The sequence below is a fragment of the Sphingomonas parapaucimobilis NBRC 15100 genome (assembly GCF_000787715.1).
Taxonomy (GTDB): Bacteria; Pseudomonadota; Alphaproteobacteria; order Sphingomonadales; family Sphingomonadaceae; genus Sphingomonas; species Sphingomonas parapaucimobilis.
Map to the genome: position 1 here is coordinate 1 of NZ_BBPI01000026.1, position 13,966 is coordinate 13,966.

14 protein-coding genes are annotated in these 13,966 nt (G+C 68.2%); 10 read left to right on the top strand and 4 right to left on the bottom strand.

Features of this window, described 5'->3' with window-relative positions:
- A complete protein-coding gene (locus SP5_RS04725) occupies positions 1-1,599 on the top strand; it encodes a carboxyl transferase domain-containing protein (RefSeq protein WP_042484847.1) in 1,599 nt (532 codons plus the stop codon).
- 83 nt (positions 1,600-1,682) lie between these two features.
- Here the strand turns inward: SP5_RS04725 and SP5_RS18685 are convergent, their stop codons facing one another.
- Entirely contained in the window at positions 1,683-2,099 is a 417-nt protein-coding gene (locus tag SP5_RS18685; RefSeq protein WP_084220562.1) for an endonuclease domain-containing protein, read from the bottom strand.
- Between the two features lie 72 nt (positions 2,100-2,171).
- Between SP5_RS18685 and SP5_RS04735 the strand changes: the two genes are divergently transcribed.
- Positions 2,172-4,025 carry an acetyl/propionyl/methylcrotonyl-CoA carboxylase subunit alpha gene (locus tag SP5_RS04735; protein ID WP_042484853.1) on the top strand — a complete coding sequence of 618 codons (1,854 nt, stop codon included), beginning with the start codon at positions 2,172-2,174 and terminating at the stop codon, positions 4,023-4,025.
- On the top strand, positions 4,022-4,471 hold the full coding sequence (locus SP5_RS04740) for a MaoC family dehydratase (RefSeq protein ID WP_042484856.1): 450 nt from the start codon (positions 4,022-4,024) through the stop codon (positions 4,469-4,471). The genes SP5_RS04735 and SP5_RS04740 overlap by 4 nt, the downstream gene beginning before the upstream one ends.
- Positions 4,472-4,522: 51 nt before the next feature.
- On the opposite strand, the gene SP5_RS04745 is transcribed toward SP5_RS04740, so the two are convergent.
- Positions 4,523-6,586 (bottom strand): TonB-dependent receptor, encoded by a 2,064-nt coding sequence (locus SP5_RS04745; RefSeq protein WP_042484859.1) that lies wholly within the window; start codon positions 6,584-6,586, stop codon positions 4,523-4,525.
- A 314-nt stretch (positions 6,587-6,900) separates the two neighbouring features.
- Here SP5_RS04745 and ccmC point away from each other — a divergent pair, with 314 nt between their 5' ends.
- The 6 genes from ccmC to SP5_RS04775 all read left to right on the top strand — a co-directional run bounded on the left by ccmC (position 6,901) and on the right by SP5_RS04775 (position 11,613).
- Entirely contained in the window at positions 6,901-7,626 is a 726-nt protein-coding gene (gene ccmC / locus SP5_RS04750; RefSeq protein ID WP_042484861.1) for a heme ABC transporter permease CcmC, read from the top strand.
- 97 nt (positions 7,627-7,723) lie between these two features.
- Positions 7,724-8,158: a cytochrome c maturation protein CcmE gene (gene ccmE, locus SP5_RS04755; RefSeq protein ID WP_042484865.1), complete on the top strand. Its 435-nt coding sequence runs from the start codon at positions 7,724-7,726 to the stop codon at positions 8,156-8,158.
- Entirely contained in the window at positions 8,155-10,089 is a 1,935-nt protein-coding gene (locus SP5_RS04760) for a heme lyase CcmF/NrfE family subunit (protein WP_042484868.1), read from the top strand. Before ccmE ends, SP5_RS04760 begins: the two co-directional genes overlap by 4 nt.
- The gene (locus tag SP5_RS04765; RefSeq protein WP_042484877.1) at positions 10,086-10,613 is read left to right on the top strand and encodes a redoxin family protein; all 528 of its coding nucleotides are present in this window, start codon (positions 10,086-10,088) and stop codon (positions 10,611-10,613) included. The genes SP5_RS04760 and SP5_RS04765 overlap by 4 nt, the downstream gene beginning before the upstream one ends.
- On the top strand, positions 10,610-10,987 hold the full coding sequence (locus tag SP5_RS04770; protein WP_042484871.1) for a cytochrome c-type biogenesis protein: 378 nt from the start codon (positions 10,610-10,612) through the stop codon (positions 10,985-10,987). The genes SP5_RS04765 and SP5_RS04770 overlap by 4 nt, the downstream gene beginning before the upstream one ends.
- Positions 10,951-11,613 (top strand): tetratricopeptide repeat protein, encoded by a 663-nt coding sequence (locus SP5_RS04775; RefSeq protein WP_052811403.1) that lies wholly within the window; start codon positions 10,951-10,953, stop codon positions 11,611-11,613. Before SP5_RS04770 ends, SP5_RS04775 begins: the two co-directional genes overlap by 37 nt.
- 4 nt (positions 11,614-11,617) lie before the next feature.
- Here the strand turns inward: SP5_RS04775 and SP5_RS04780 are convergent, their stop codons facing one another.
- A complete protein-coding gene (locus SP5_RS04780; RefSeq protein ID WP_042484874.1) occupies positions 11,618-11,830 on the bottom strand; it encodes a DUF3072 domain-containing protein in 213 nt (70 codons plus the stop codon).
- A gap of 370 nt (positions 11,831-12,200) precedes the next feature.
- On the bottom strand, positions 12,201-13,307 hold the full coding sequence (gene ald / locus SP5_RS04785) for an alanine dehydrogenase (protein WP_042484875.1): 1,107 nt from the start codon (positions 13,305-13,307) through the stop codon (positions 12,201-12,203).
- Between the two features lie 127 nt (positions 13,308-13,434).
- Between ald and SP5_RS04790 the strand changes: the two genes are divergently transcribed.
- Positions 13,435-13,878 (top strand): Lrp/AsnC family transcriptional regulator, encoded by a 444-nt coding sequence (locus SP5_RS04790; RefSeq protein ID WP_042484883.1) that lies wholly within the window; start codon positions 13,435-13,437, stop codon positions 13,876-13,878.
- The last annotated feature ends 88 nt before the right edge of the window (positions 13,879-13,966 follow it).

Sequence of the window (13,966 nt, forward strand, 5' to 3'; positions counted from 1 at the left end):
ATGGGGCCAGTGCTTTCCAGCCGGGTGCCGCGCGACGATGTGGCATTCCGTGCGAACGCCGACCACAACCGCGCGCTCGCCGAACACCTCCGCGCCGATGTCGCCCAGGCCGGGCTGGGTGGCAGCGATGCGGCGCGCGACCGGCATGTGTCGCGCGGCAAGCTGCTCCCCCGCGACCGGGTGGAGCAACTCATGGACCCGGGCTCACCCTTCCTCGAAATCGGGCAGCTCGCTGCCAACGGCCTGTACGACGATGCCGTCCCCGGCGCGGGCGTGATCGCCGGGATCGGTCGCGTCCATGGCCGACAGGTGATGATCGTCGCCAATGACGCGACGGTGAAGGGCGGCACCTACTATCCGCTGACCGTCAAGAAGCATCTCCGCGCACAAGAGATCGCGCTCGAGAACCGGCTCCCTTGCATCTATCTGGTCGACAGCGGCGGCGCGAACCTGCCGCACCAGGCGGAGGTGTTTCCCGATCGCGACCATTTCGGTCGCATCTTCTTCAACCAGGCACAGATGTCGGCGGCGGGCATTCCCCAGATCGCGTGCGTGATGGGCAGTTGCACGGCGGGCGGGGCCTATGTCCCGGCCATGTCCGACGAAACCGTCATCGTGCGCGGGCAGGGGACGATCTTCCTCGCCGGGCCGCCGCTGGTGAAGGCGGCAACGGGCGAGGTCATCTCGGCCGAGGAACTGGGCGGCGCGGACACGCATGGCCGCAAGTCGGGCGTGGTCGATCATGTCGCCGAGAATGACGATCATGCGCTGTCGATCGTCCGCGATATCGTCGAGACCCTGCCGCCGCAGGTCATGCCCGACGTCAACCTCGCCGAGGCGGACGAACCGTTCTATCCGGCCGAGGACCTCTACGGCCTGATCCCGCAGGATGTCCGCGCGCCTTATGACGTGCATGAAGTGATCGCACGGCTGGTCGACGGATCGCGCTTCCACGAATTCAAGGCGCTGTACGGCGCGTCGCTGGTCTGCGGCTTCGCGCATATCCATGGCAAGCCGGTCGCGATCCTGGCGAACAACGGCGTGCTGTTCTCGGAAAGCGCGCAGAAGGGCGCGCATTTCATCGAGCTGGCCTGCCAGCGGCGCATCCCGCTGCTGTTCCTCCAGAATATCTCCGGCTTCATGGTCGGCGGCCGCTATGAGGCCGAAGGGATCGCCAAGCACGGCGCCAAGCTGGTGACGGCGGTGGCGACGGCGCAGGTGCCCAAGATCACCGTGCTGATCGGCGGCAGCTTTGGCGCGGGCAATTACGGCATGTGCGGGCGCGCCTATGGCCCCCGCTTCCTGTTCACCTGGCCCAATGCGCGGATCAGCGTGATGGGCGGCGAGCAGGCCGCGAGCGTGCTGGCGACCGTCCATCGCGACGCGGAAAGCTGGACGCCGGATGAGGCGGAGGCGTTCAAGGCTCCGATCCGCCAGCGTTACGAGGACGAGGGGAACCCGTGGTACGCGACCGCGCGGTTGTGGGACGACGGCATCGTCGATCCGGCGCAGACTCGCGACGTTCTCGGGCTGGCGCTGGATGCGTGTCTGAACGCGCCAATCGCGGAGGCGCCCCGCTTCGGGGTGTTTCGGATGTGAGGGGCGGGGGGATGCCCCTCCACCCCCGCTTCGCGGCGGTCCCCCTCCCCAAGCACAGCTTGGGGAGGATTGATGAAGATGCCCTATTCCTCCCCAAGCTCCGCTTGGGGAGGGGGACCGTCCGCAGGACGGTGGAGGGGCAAGCGGTCGCGAGCCTGTGCGACGATGTAACGGACGACGCTATCCAGATTGCGAAGTACGTCTCGGGCCGGGATGCGCAGGACGGCGACCCCATGCTCCGCCAGAACCGCATCGCGCCGAGCATCCCGCTCGGGTCGATCCCCGCATTCGTGAACCTCGCCATCGACCTCGACGGCCAACCGCGCCGCCGGGCAGTAGAAGTCCAGCACATACGCCCCCGCCGGATGCTGCCTGCGAAACCGCAACCCTTCGGGCCGCTCGCGGAGGACGCGCCACAGCACGACCTCGGGCAGCGTCAAATCACGCCTGAGAGCACGCGCTTTCTGAACCGTCCTGCCTGGCTTCGTCGGTATTCCCATCGCCCCTCCACCATCGCTGGCGCGATGGTCCCCCTCCCCAAGCATAGCTTGGGGAGGAATGAGGATTAAAGCATGTTCCAATCCCTCCTCATCGCCAATCGCGGCGAGATCGCCTGTCGCATCATCCGCACCGCGCGCGAGATGGGCCTGCGCACCATCGCGGTCTATTCCGAGGCCGATGCACAGGCGCTGCATGTCCGTATGGCCGACGAGGCGATCCTGATCGGTCCGGCCCCGGCGCGCGAAAGCTATCTCGATGCCGCTCGCATCCTCTCTGCCGCGCGGGATAGCGGGGCGGAGGCGATCCACCCCGGCTATGGCTTCCTGTCGGAAAATGCCGAGTTCGCCGAAAGCGTGATCGCCGCCGGGCTGGTCTGGGTCGGTCCCAACCCGGACAGCATCCGCGCCATGGGCCTGAAGGACGCAGCCAAGGCCCGGATGATCGCCGCCGGTGTTCCCGTCACGCCGGGCTATCTGGGCGAGGACCAGTCACCCGACCGCCTCGCGACCGAAGCGGATGCAATCGGCTACCCCGTCCTCATCAAGGCGGTGGCGGGTGGCGGCGGCAAGGGGATGCGCCGCGTCGACGACCCCGCCGCTTTCGCCGAGGCGCTGGCCTCCTGCCGTCGCGAGGCGGCATCCTCGTTCGGCGACGACCGGGTGCTGATCGAGAAATACATCCTCTCGCCCCGCCATATCGAGGTGCAGGTCTTCGGAGACCGGCACGGCCATGTCGTGCATCTGTTCGAGCGTGACTGTTCGCTGCAACGCCGCCACCAGAAGGTGATCGAGGAAGCCCCCGCGCCGGGCATGGACGAGGCGACGCGGCAGGCCGTGTGTGGCGCAGCCGTCCGCGCCGCGCAAGCGGTGGACTATGTGGGGGCGGGCACGATCGAGTTCATCGCCGACGCCTCCGAAGGCCTGCGCGCCGACCGCGTCTGGTTCATGGAGATGAACACCCGGCTCCAGGTCGAGCATCCCGTGACCGAGGCGATCACCGGCGTCGATCTGGTCGAGTGGCAACTACGCGTCGCGGCGGGCGAGCCTTTGCCGATGGCGCAAGACCAACTCGCCATCCATGGCCATGCGATCGAGGCACGGCTCTATGCCGAGGATCCGGCCAAGGGCTTCCTGCCCGCGATCGGCACGCTGGAGGTGTTCGACCTCGGCGACGATCCCGCGATCCGCATCGACACCGGAGTCGAGGAGGGGGCAGAGATCACCCCCTGGTACGACCCGATGATCGCCAAGGTCATCGCCCATGGCGATACCCGCGACGATGCGCGTGAGGCGCTGGCGGATGCACTGGACGAGGCGGTGATCTGGCCGGTGCGCACCAATGCGGGCTTTCTGGTCCAGGCGCTCGACCATCCCGACTTCGCCAGCGGGCAGGTCGATACCGGCCTGATCGCGCGTGAGGGCGAGGCGTTGATGCCGCCGACCGAGCCGTCCGAGGAGGCGTTGGCCGAGGCCGCCGCCGCGCTGATCGGGCAGGACGCATTGTCGTGCTTCCGCCTGAACGCCGTGCCCCGACGGAGCGCGCGCTTCCTGCTCGACGGGCGCGCCATTACCGTGGATTTCGGCGAGGCGGGCGACGTGCCCCCATCACCTACCGACGAGGTGCTGATTTCCGAGGGCGGGCAAAGCTGGTCCTTTACCCGCTGGCGCGCCGACGGCTTGGCGGCGGGCGGGGCGGGAGACGGTGCGATCCTGTCGCCCATGCCCGGCCGGATCATCGCGGTCGCGGTGACAGAGGGGCAGGCGGTCAGCGCAGGCCAGCCGCTCGTCACGCTGGAGGCGATGAAGATGGAGCATGTCCTGACCGCGCCGTTCGACGGCATCGTCACCGACCTGAAGGCCGAGACCGGCGGGCAGGTGGCCGAGGGCGTCGCGCTGGTTCGCATCGTTACGGAGGACGCGGCATGAGCGGGCGCCACTTCGACGAATGGGCGATCGGCGACCGGATCGAACACCCTATCCGCCGCACCGTGACCGAGACGGACAACCTCCTGTTCTCGACCATGACCCACAACCCCCAGCCGCTGCACATCGATGCCGAGGCGGCCAAGGCCAGCGAGTTCGGGCGCATCCTTGTCAACGGCACCTTCACCTTCTCGCTGATGGTCGGCCTGTCGGTGGGGGAGACGACGCTGGGGACGCTGGTCGCCAATCTGGGCTATGACGAACTGGTCATGCCCGCGCCGGTGTTCCTGGGCGACACGCTGCGCGCGACGAGCGAGGTGACGGCCTTGCGCGAGAGCAAGTCGCGGCCGGGGGCGGGGCTGGTGACTTTCCGGCACGAGGCGCTCAACCAGCGGGACGAGGTGGTGTGCCGGTGCCTGCGCACGGCCCTGGTGAAGAAGCGGGGGTAGGGGCGTGGCCTTCGACTACGTTCAGCCTGAGCGAAGTCGAAGGCCAAGGGATCACAATCGCGTCCGAACCCCGATCCACAAGGTCCTGGGCGTCGCCCGCTCAATCAGCCCTGCGCCGCTATACGCCGCCTCGACTCGCGCATCGGCAAGGTTCTCCGCCCGCGCCTCGATCAGCCAGCCGCGCACCACCGGCACCGCTGCATAGGCATCCAGCGTCATGGCAGGTGCCAGCGAGCGGCTGTTCTGGTCGTCCTCGAACTGCCGCCCGACATGGCGCAGGGTCCCGCTCACCACCGCCCCGCGCCGCTCGACCGCCAGAGTTCCCGAAAACTGGTCGCGCGGCGTCTGCGCCGGGCGCAGGCCGTCGAGCGTCGCGGCGTTGCCCGATGCCTCCACCCGTGCATCGACATGCGACCAGGACGCGCGGGCGCTGACCGGGCCAATGGCGGCATTGGCTTCCAGCTCGAACCCCTGTGACCGGATCGCGTCGAGATTTTGCCGCATCCGGTACACGCCATTCGCGGCGACGAAGCCGACGCCGGGGAACGTCCCCGGCCCGCGGCCCAGGGTCACATTGGCGATCGCATCGGTCAGCCGATTGACGAAGTAGGTGCCCGACAGCCGAACCCCTGTCGCCGGGGTCAGGTCGAACCCGCCCTCGACGCCCTCGACCCGTTCGGGGTTCAGCGCGGCATTGGCGGCGGTAGCATCCGCCCCGGCGCGGAACGGCCGGTAGAGTTCGTTGAGTGTCGGCAACCGCCAGCCGCGATAGGCCGCCGCCCGCAGGGCCAGCGGCTGGACGACCCGCAAGGCGGCCCCCAGCCGCCCGGTAAATTCCTGCCCCGATCGGTTCGGGAAATCGGTATCGGTCAGCACCGCGCCGGTCGCCAGCACGCCTTCATCCAGCCGTCCACCCCGAATACGCCAGTCATCCACTCGCGCGGCGGCAGTGACGGTCAGCGCGCCTGCCTCGACGCTGCCATCGGCGAACAGTCCCATGGTCCGCGTCGCCCCGCCCGCCTCGCGTCGCCGGGTCGGGAGGCCCGCGACATAGGTGTAGCGTTCCTGCGTCCGCCCGCTGGTATCGCGAATATCGCCGCCCAGCCGCAGCGTCACCGTATCGCCCAGCGGTGGCGACACCTCGACCCGGCCGCCCAGTCCGGTGGCGGGGACGTTATACTGGTCGAGCGTCAGCGTCGCCGCCGTCCGCGCGGCATTCACGCTGGCATAGCGCGAGGCGAATTGCCGCGTCTGGACATAGGCCAGCGCCGACCAGCCCCAGGCTCCCCGTCCGACCAGGCGGATGCTCGCATCCGCACCGTCCGAGCGATTGTCGGTGAAATCGGTCCCCCGGTCTCGCGCATCGTGAAAGGCGGCGAGGGTCATCTGCAGCTCGGTGGCGGGCGCGATCGCGACGACGCCGCGCGCGGCGCCCGAATATTGCTCATAGGGGGCGGGCCGGTCGGCCGGACCGCGTTGCTCCTCGATGATGGGGGTGAAGCCGTCGCCGCGGGCATAGGCACCTGACATCGTCAGGAAGCCTCCGTCCCGCACCAGCGAGGCCGATCCTTGCGCATCGACCGAATGGCGGCTGCCATAGGACAAAGCGAGGTCGAGCGGGGAGAGCTGGTCGGGCGTCGCACTGTCCATCTCGATCGTGCCCGCCAGCGCGCCCGGCCCCCAGAAACCCGATCCGCCGCCGCGCGTCACCCGGATGCGGCCCAGCCGCCCGGTCGCATAGGCGGGGAAGACCACCCAGCCGCCGAACGGATCGGCCTGCGGCACGCCGTCGAGGACCAGCAGCGCCCGGCTCGACGCATTGCCGCCGAGCCCTCGCAGGGTGATGCCCTGCGACGTGGGATGCGCCGAGCGGCTGTCCGAGCGGCGGAATTGCTGGAGCCCGGCGGCGTCGGCCAGGACATTCTCCAGCCGCTGCGAAGCATTCTGCGTGATCCGGTCGCGGTCGATCGTCACCACGTCCAGCGCGCGGTCGCCGGGTTGGTCGTTCAGGCCCCGGCCGGTGACGATGATGGTTTCGGGTTCGTTGGTTTGGGCGGAGAGGGTGGTGGGGATGAGCGCTAGGGCGAGGAAGGGCAGGCGGTGGAAGGCTGGCATGATGATGTGATGGTCCCCTTTGCTCCCCTGTTGGGGATGTCGTGGAGTGAAGACGAATCAGCGCGTTAACAGGTCCGTCATCGATGAGTCTCACGCCCCTCCCGTAAACGGGAGGGGATGGGGGAGGGCAGGCCGCGAGCGATGGCCTCGGTGAGACATCGTGCCCTCCCCAAACCCAGTTTCAGGTAAACGATGCCCCGCATCGTTTAGGTCATGCCGGGGGCATGATCGACCTGAAACTCGCCTGCGGGAGGGGCTTAAGATGGGAGAAGGCGGATGACGCGCCCGAAAAACCCTCTTACAGTCCGCGTATCGTGGCCACCCTTCATACCCTTGCGAACCCTGCGCGTTTCCTGAAGATCGCTCGTCCGCTGACCGGGATTTTCCTCGGGCTCGGCATCGCGCTGATCGCGGTCGCGGTCTGGGCGGGGTTGACTCAGACGCCGCCCGACTATCTTCAGGGCGAGACGGTGCGCATCCTCTACATCCATGTCCCGGCCGCCTGGCTGGGCATGGGCGGATGGAGCGGTATCGCCATCGCCAGCCTGTCGCTGATCGTCTGGCGGCATCCGCTGGCGCAGATCGCGGGGCGCGCCATCGCCTGGCCGGGGGCGGTGTTTACCGCCCTGTGCCTGGCGACGGGGTCGATCTGGGGACGGCCGACCTGGGGGACATGGTGGCAATGGGACGGGCGGTTGACCTCGATGCTGCTGCTGCTGTTTGTCTATCTGGGGTATATCGCGCTCGCCCGTGCCGACGCGGATCGCGGCGGGGACGGGCGGATTCCGGCGCTGTACGGACTGGCGGGCACCGCGCTGCTGCCGGTCATCCGTTATTCGGTCGTCTGGTGGAACACGCTCCATCAGGGGCAGTCGATCGGGCTGACCGGCTCCAGCATCGATACGTCGCTACTCTGGCCGCTGCCGATCGCGTTGGCGGGTTTCACCTTCCTGTTCGCGGCCATCGTGCTGATGCGGATGCGCACGCTGCTGGCGCAGGCCAAGGCCGAGGCGCGGATGCGGCGGATGGCGCGCGCATGAACCAGATGGCGTTCGTGGCGGCGGCCTATGCGGTCATGCTGGGGGGTGCGGGTGCGCTGACCCTCATCAGCTATCTGGCGATGAAGCGCGCCGAGAAATGACGCCCAAATCCCAACGTCTCACGCTGGCGCTGCTGGCCCTGGCCGCGATCGTCGCGGCGGTCCTGCTCGCCATGTCGGCGATGAAGGACCAGGCGGCGTTCTTCTACACGCCTTCCGATGCGCAAAAGCAGGGCCTGCCGCTGGGCCGTGCGGTCCGGCTGGGCGGGATGGTCGAGGCGGGGTCGGTCCACCGCGCGCCCGACGGCGTGACGGTGCGCTTCGTCGTGACCGACGGCAAGGCGACGACGCCTGTCACCTTCGCCGGGATCACGCCCGACCTGTTTCGCGAGAAATCGGGCGTGGTGGCGGAGGGGCAGTTCCAGCCCGATGGCCGTTTCGTCGCGACCAACCTGCTCGCCAAGCATGACGAGAAATACATGCCCCCCGAAATGGCGGGCAATATGCACGAGAGCCGGAGTTTGGAGCCGTGATCGCCGAAGCGGGCCTCGCCGCGCTCTGGTTCGCCGCGCTGCTGGCGGGGTTGCAACTGTTGCTCGGCGTTCTGGCGCTCCGTCGCAAGGACGTAGCGGGCGAGCAGGCGATGGCGGCGATCGGCCCGGTCGCGATCGTGCAGGGCGCGCTGGTCGCGATTGCGATGGGGTCGCTGATCGCGGTGTTCCTGAACACCGATCTGTCGGTCAAGCTGGTCGCCGAGAACAGCCATTCGGCCAAGCCGTGGATCTACAAATTCGCCGGGGCCTGGGGCAATCATGAAGGCTCGATGCTGCTCTGGGTGACGATCCTGGGCGCGGGCGGGGCGCTGGTCGCGTGGAAGGAGCGGACGCTCGACCGGCCGACCCATGTCGCGACGCTGGCGGCGCAGGGCGCGATCGCGCTGGGTTTCTATGCCTTCCTGCTGTTCGCCTCCAACCCGTTCGCACGGCTGAACCCGGCACCGATCGAGGGACAGGGGCTGAACCCGCTGTTGCAGGATCCCGGCCTCGCCTTCCACCCGCCGACGCTCTACGCGGGCTATGTCGGGCTGTCGGTCGCCTTTTCCTTCGCGGTCGGCGCGCTGGTGACGGGGCAGGTCGGCCCGGCCTTTGCCCGCGCGATGCGGCCCTGGGTGCTGGGCGCCTGGGTGCTGCTGACCATCGGCATCACGGCGGGGTCCTACTGGGCCTATTACGAGCTGGGCTGGGGCGGCTGGTGGTTCTGGGACCCGGTCGAGAATGCCTCTCTGATGCCATGGCTGGCGGCGACCGCGCTGCTCCATTCGGTCAATGTGCTGGCCGCGCGGGACGGCCTGCGGGCATGGACCGTGATGCTGGCGGTCGTGGCGTTTTCCATGTCGATGATCGGGACGTTCCTGGTCCGCTCGGGCATATTGACCAGCGTTCATGCCTTCGCCGTCGATCCCCGGCGCGGGGCGTTCATCCTGGCGTTGCTGGGCCTCTATATCGGCGGCGCGCTGGCGTTGTTCGGCGCGCGGATCGGGCAGGTGCGGGCGGGGCGAAGCTTCACCTTTGTCAGTCGTGAGGGCGGGCTGGTTGTCAACAATCTGCTGCTCTCGGTCATCCTGGGCATCGTGCTGATCGGCACGCTCTATCCGTTGGTCGCGGCCGGGTTCGGTGTGCGCCTGTCCGTCGGGCCGCCCTTCTTCCACGCCGCCGCCGGGCCGATCGCGCTGGCGCTGGTTGCCGTCATGGCGGTCGGGCCTGCCTTGCGCTGGCGGAGCGACGATGCGGAGGCGGTGCTGATCCGCATGTTGTGGCCGATGGTCGCGGCGGCGGGGACCTTTGCGTTGATGCTGACCCTGACCGGCGGCATGGGTGTGTTGTCGCTGCTGGGCCTGTCGTTCGGCGTCGGGCTGGTCGTCGCCAGCGTATTGCCGATCACCCGGCGCAACTGGCGGCGTACGCCCTTGCCCATCTGGGGCATGGTGGTCGCGCATGTCGGTCTGGGTGTCAGCATGATCGGCATGGCCTGCGACAGCGCGTTCACCGCCGAGCGGCTGGTCGCGCTCTATCCGGGGCAGGCGACCATTGTCGGCCCGTGGCGGGTAGAGCTGAACCGCATCTATCCCAATATCGGCGCGAACTGGTCGGCACTGGAGGCGCGGCTGACCGCGACGCGCGAGGGCGACGGTGCCACCCTGCGCCCGCAGCAGCGCTTCTTCACCGATCCGCCGACCACGACCAGCGAGAGCGCCATCGCGACTCGCTGGGACGGACAGCTCTATACGGTGCTGGGACAGCAGGACGCGGCGACCGGGCGCTGGCAGTTGCGGCTGTGGTGGAAGCCGTTCGTGACGCTGATCTGGCTGGGCGGCGCGCTGATCGCATTGGGCGGCGTGCTGGCGCTGGCCGGGCGGTGGTTCAAGGCGTGGCAGCAACGACGGCGGGAGGCTCTGTGGGGATGAAGCGCGCGCTGATCTGGTTGCCGCTGGGGCTGTTCGGAGTGTTCTTCGCGGTGGTCGCGGCCGGGCTGATGCGGCCCGCCGACACGGCGGTCCATTCGACGCTGGTCGACAAGCCGCTGCCGGTGTTCACGCTCGAGCCGATGGTGCCGGGCAAGCCCGGTCTGGCGAGCAGCGACTTCCGGGGCGGCAAGCCGCGCCTGCTGAACGTCTTTGCCAGCTGGTGCATCCCCTGCATCGCCGAGGCGCCGCAGCTGATGGCGCTGAAGGCGCGCGGCGTCCCGATCGACGCCGTCGCCATTCATGACAAGGGACCTGCCATCGCCGCCTTCCTGCGCCGCAACGGCGATCCCTATGCCGCGATCGGCGATGACAGCCGCAGCCGGGTGCAGATGGCGCTCGGCTCGTCGGGCGTGCCGGAGACCTTCCTGATCGACGGGCGCGGGCGGATCGTGCGGCAATATATCGGCGATATCCGCGCCGATCAGGTCGACCAGATCGTTCGCGATATGGCCGCCGCGCGATGAGCCTGTCGCTCGCGTTGTTGCTGGCCGCCGCCACGGCGACGCCCGATTACGGCAACACCCAATTGCCCGACCGCCGGGCCGAGGCGCAGGCGCGCGCCCTGATGGGGGAGCTGCGCTGCGTCGTGTGCCAGGGCCAGTCGATCGCGGACAGCGATGCCGACATGGCCGCGGACATGCGCGCACTGGTCCGCCAGCGTATCGCGCGCGGGGAAAGCCCGGAGGCGATCCGTGCCTGGCTGATCGAGCGATACGGCGATTATGTCAGCTATGACCCGCCTTTGTCGGGTGCGACGGCGTTGCTGTGGGCGACACCGATCCTGTTGCTGGCGATCGGCGCATGGATCGCGCGGTCCAGCTTTCGGAAGCGGCGCTGATGGGCTGGCTGATCCTGCTGCTGATCGCGGTCGGAGCCTCGGGCGCGGCGCTGTGGCTGCGGTTTCCGCGACCGCTCTGGACGATGCTTGGGGCCGCGCTGGCGCTCGGGGGCGTCGGCTATGCGTGGCAGGGACGGCCGACCCTGGGGGCCAGCGCGCCCGCGCCGCGCCCCGACGCGCTGCTCGACAATGATGCGATTTCCGAGCTGCGCGGGCAGCTGATCGGACGTTACGGCGGAGAGGCGGCGATGTTCACCGCCGCCGATGCCCTGTCGCGCTCGGGCAACAAGCGCACCGCGGTGCAGATCATGCTGGGCGCGGTCGGCGGCGACCGGACCAGCGTTCCCTATTGGACCGAGTTGGGCAATGTCCTGTTCGCGCATGACGGCTATCAGATGTCGCCCGCCGCCCGCTTCGCCTTTCGCCGCGCCCGGACGCTGGGGCCTGGTGACCCGACGCCCTTCTTCTTCGAGGGGCTGGCCTGGATGCGGGCGGGCGATTTCCGCAAGGCGCGGGTCTTCTGGAACCGGGCGCTGGAATTGTCCCCCGCCGATGCCGCCTATCGCCCGGCGATCGAGCAGCGGGTGATGCTGCTCGACCAGGCTATTCGGATGATGGGGGAATAAGGGCTTACTGGCCCCGGCCGGTCTTTTCCTGAAGCGCGTCGATCCGCTTGGAGGCGTCCGCCTTGGTCAGCGTATCGTCGAACGGCTCGCCCGCCTCTTCGGACAGGGTCTTCAGGTAACTGGCCTGTGCGCCGGTCATCTTCTCGTCGCCTGTGGTCCAGTCATCGGGGTCCTTCTCGGCGTTGGAGAATGGTTCGGTCTTGGGATTGTCGGTCATCGGGTGATCCTTTCGGGGGATCAACACGCATGTTCTATTTTTGTTTCTTTTTTGGTTCGCGCGGAGGCGCGGAGACGCGGAGATGGTGCATCCAGCCGCAAAGCTGGCCTCCAACCGCCACGGTGAGGCAAATCCGTTGGCGGAACCGACACCAGCCGCCAACCCCATTCCAAACCCTTCTGCGTCTCCGCGCCTCCGCGCGAACTCAACCGCGCCTCGTGGTGGATGGCACGGCGTGCGCTTCGACTTCGCTCAGCGTGAACGGAGGGTGGAGCAAATCCATAACGCCGTTCAGCCTGAGCGAAGTCGAAGGCCACGGGCATGACGCCCGGACATGCCCTTCAACTTCGCCCAGTATGAACGATGGTGTTTAGCCCGCCCAGGCCTCGAACGGCAGGTCGAGCGCTTCGGCGACCGCGGCGTGGCGGATCTTGCCGCCCGAGACGTTCAGGCCGCCCGCCAGATGCGGATCGGCCTTCATCGCGGCCTCGGCCCCCATGTTCGCCAGCTTGACCGCGAAGGGCAGGGTCGCGTTGTTCAGCGCGAAGGTCGAGGTGCGGGCGACCGCGCCCGGCATGTTGGCGACGCAGTAATGGATCACGCCGTCGACCTCGAACACCGGGTCCTGGTGGGTGGTGGCATGGCTGGTCTCGAAGCAGCCGCCCTGGTCGATCGCGATATCGACCATCACCGAACCGCGCTTCATCGTCTTCAGCATGTCGCGCGTGACGAGCTTCGGCGCCGCCGCACCCGGAACCAGCACCGCGCCGATGACCAGATGCGCATTCTTCACCGCCGCCGCGATCGCCGCCTTGGAGGCATAGGCGGTCTTGATCTGGCTGGAGAAGAACATGTCCAGCTCGGCCAGACGGTCGTTGTTGATGTCATAGATGGTGACGTCGGCGCGAAGACCCACCGCCATCTGCGCCGCATTCACGCCCGATACGCCGCCGCCCAGGATCGCGACCTTGGCGGGGGCCACGCCGGGCACGCCGCCGAGCAGGATGCCACGGCCGCCCTGCTGCTTTTCCAGATAATGCGCGCCGACCTGCACTGCCATGCGGCCCGCGACTTCCGACATCGGTTTCAGGAGCGGCACGCCGCCACGGGGCGAAGTGACCGTTTCATAGGCGATGCAGGTCGCGCCCGACTTCATCAGCCCCTCGGCCTGCGGCTTGTCGGCGGCGAGGTGGAGATAGGTGAACAGGACATGGTGCGGGCGCAGCATCGCGACCTCGACCGCCTGCGGCTCCTTCACCTTTACGATCATCTCGGCCTGGTCGAACACCTCGGCGGCGGTGGCGACGATGCGCGCGCCCGCGTCGATATAGTCCTGGTCCTCGAAATCGATGCCGCTGCCGGCCTTGGTCTCGACGATCACCTCATGACCGGCGGCGACCAGCTCGGCGACCGATGGCGGGGTCAGGCCGACGCGATATTCGTGGTTCTTGATTTCCTTGGGGACACCGACGCGCATGGGGACTCTCCGTTTGAATATTGACGCGATAGTAGCGCCGACGGGGCGGGAGAGGTGTGCAAAGCGGTCCCGGTGAAGGGCTGCCAACGGGATTTTCTTGCGTCGAATGTCGATGTATCGGGATGAAATGTCCGACGCGATCGACCGCCGCATCCTGGCCCAGCTGGCCCGCGATTCCGACCTGACCAGCGCCGCGCTGGGCGAGAAGGTCGGCCTGTCCGCCAGCGCCGCGCATCGCCGCGTGGCGCAGTTGCGCGAAAGCGGCGTCATTGCCGGTTACCGCGCGATCCTGAGCCACGAGGCGCGCGGGCGTCCCTCGACCGTGATGGTCAACGTCACGCTGAAGGACCAGCGGCAGGATACCATGGCCGCGTTCGAGCGCGAAATCCTGCGCTGTCCCGAGATCGTCGAATGTTTCCTGATGAGCGGCGAGGCGGATTACATGATCCAGGTCGAGGTGCGCCGCGACGACAGTTATGAACGAATTCACCGCGAGACGCTGGCCCGCCTGCCGGGGGTGACGCGGCTGGCCTCGCACTTCGTGATCCGCGAGGTGGTGCGGCGGTCCTGAGATCCTCCCCGGTACGGGGAGGGGGACCATGCGCAGCATGGTGGAGGGGGCGTGCGGCAAGCTGTGACCTTGTGGAAGCCCCCCCCCC

Excerpts from the sequence above, each read along its gene's own strand:
- SP5_RS04725 (WP_042484847.1), top strand. The coding sequence starts at position 1 with ATGGGGCCAGTGCTTTCCAGCCGGGTGCCGCGCGACGATGTGGCATTC.
- SP5_RS18685 (WP_084220562.1), bottom strand. The coding sequence starts at position 2,099 with ATGGGAATACCGACGAAGCCAGGCAGGACGGTTCAGAAAGCGCGTGCT.
- SP5_RS04735 (WP_042484853.1), top strand. The coding sequence starts at position 2,172 with ATGTTCCAATCCCTCCTCATCGCCAATCGCGGCGAGATCGCCTGTCGC.
- SP5_RS04740 (WP_042484856.1), top strand. The coding sequence starts at position 4,022 with ATGAGCGGGCGCCACTTCGACGAATGGGCGATCGGCGACCGGATCGAA.
- SP5_RS04745 (WP_042484859.1), bottom strand. The coding sequence starts at position 6,586 with ATGCCAGCCTTCCACCGCCTGCCCTTCCTCGCCCTAGCGCTCATCCCC.
- ccmE (WP_042484865.1), top strand. The coding sequence starts at position 7,724 with ATGACGCCCAAATCCCAACGTCTCACGCTGGCGCTGCTGGCCCTGGCC.
- SP5_RS04765 (WP_042484877.1), top strand. The coding sequence starts at position 10,086 with ATGAAGCGCGCGCTGATCTGGTTGCCGCTGGGGCTGTTCGGAGTGTTC.
- SP5_RS04770 (WP_042484871.1), top strand. The coding sequence starts at position 10,610 with ATGAGCCTGTCGCTCGCGTTGTTGCTGGCCGCCGCCACGGCGACGCCC.
- SP5_RS04775 (WP_052811403.1), top strand. The coding sequence starts at position 10,951 with ATGGATCGCGCGGTCCAGCTTTCGGAAGCGGCGCTGATGGGCTGGCTG.
- SP5_RS04780 (WP_042484874.1), bottom strand. The coding sequence starts at position 11,830 with ATGACCGACAATCCCAAGACCGAACCATTCTCCAACGCCGAGAAGGAC.
- ald (WP_042484875.1), bottom strand. The coding sequence starts at position 13,307 with ATGCGCGTCGGTGTCCCCAAGGAAATCAAGAACCACGAATATCGCGTC.
- SP5_RS04790 (WP_042484883.1), top strand. The coding sequence starts at position 13,435 with ATGTCCGACGCGATCGACCGCCGCATCCTGGCCCAGCTGGCCCGCGAT.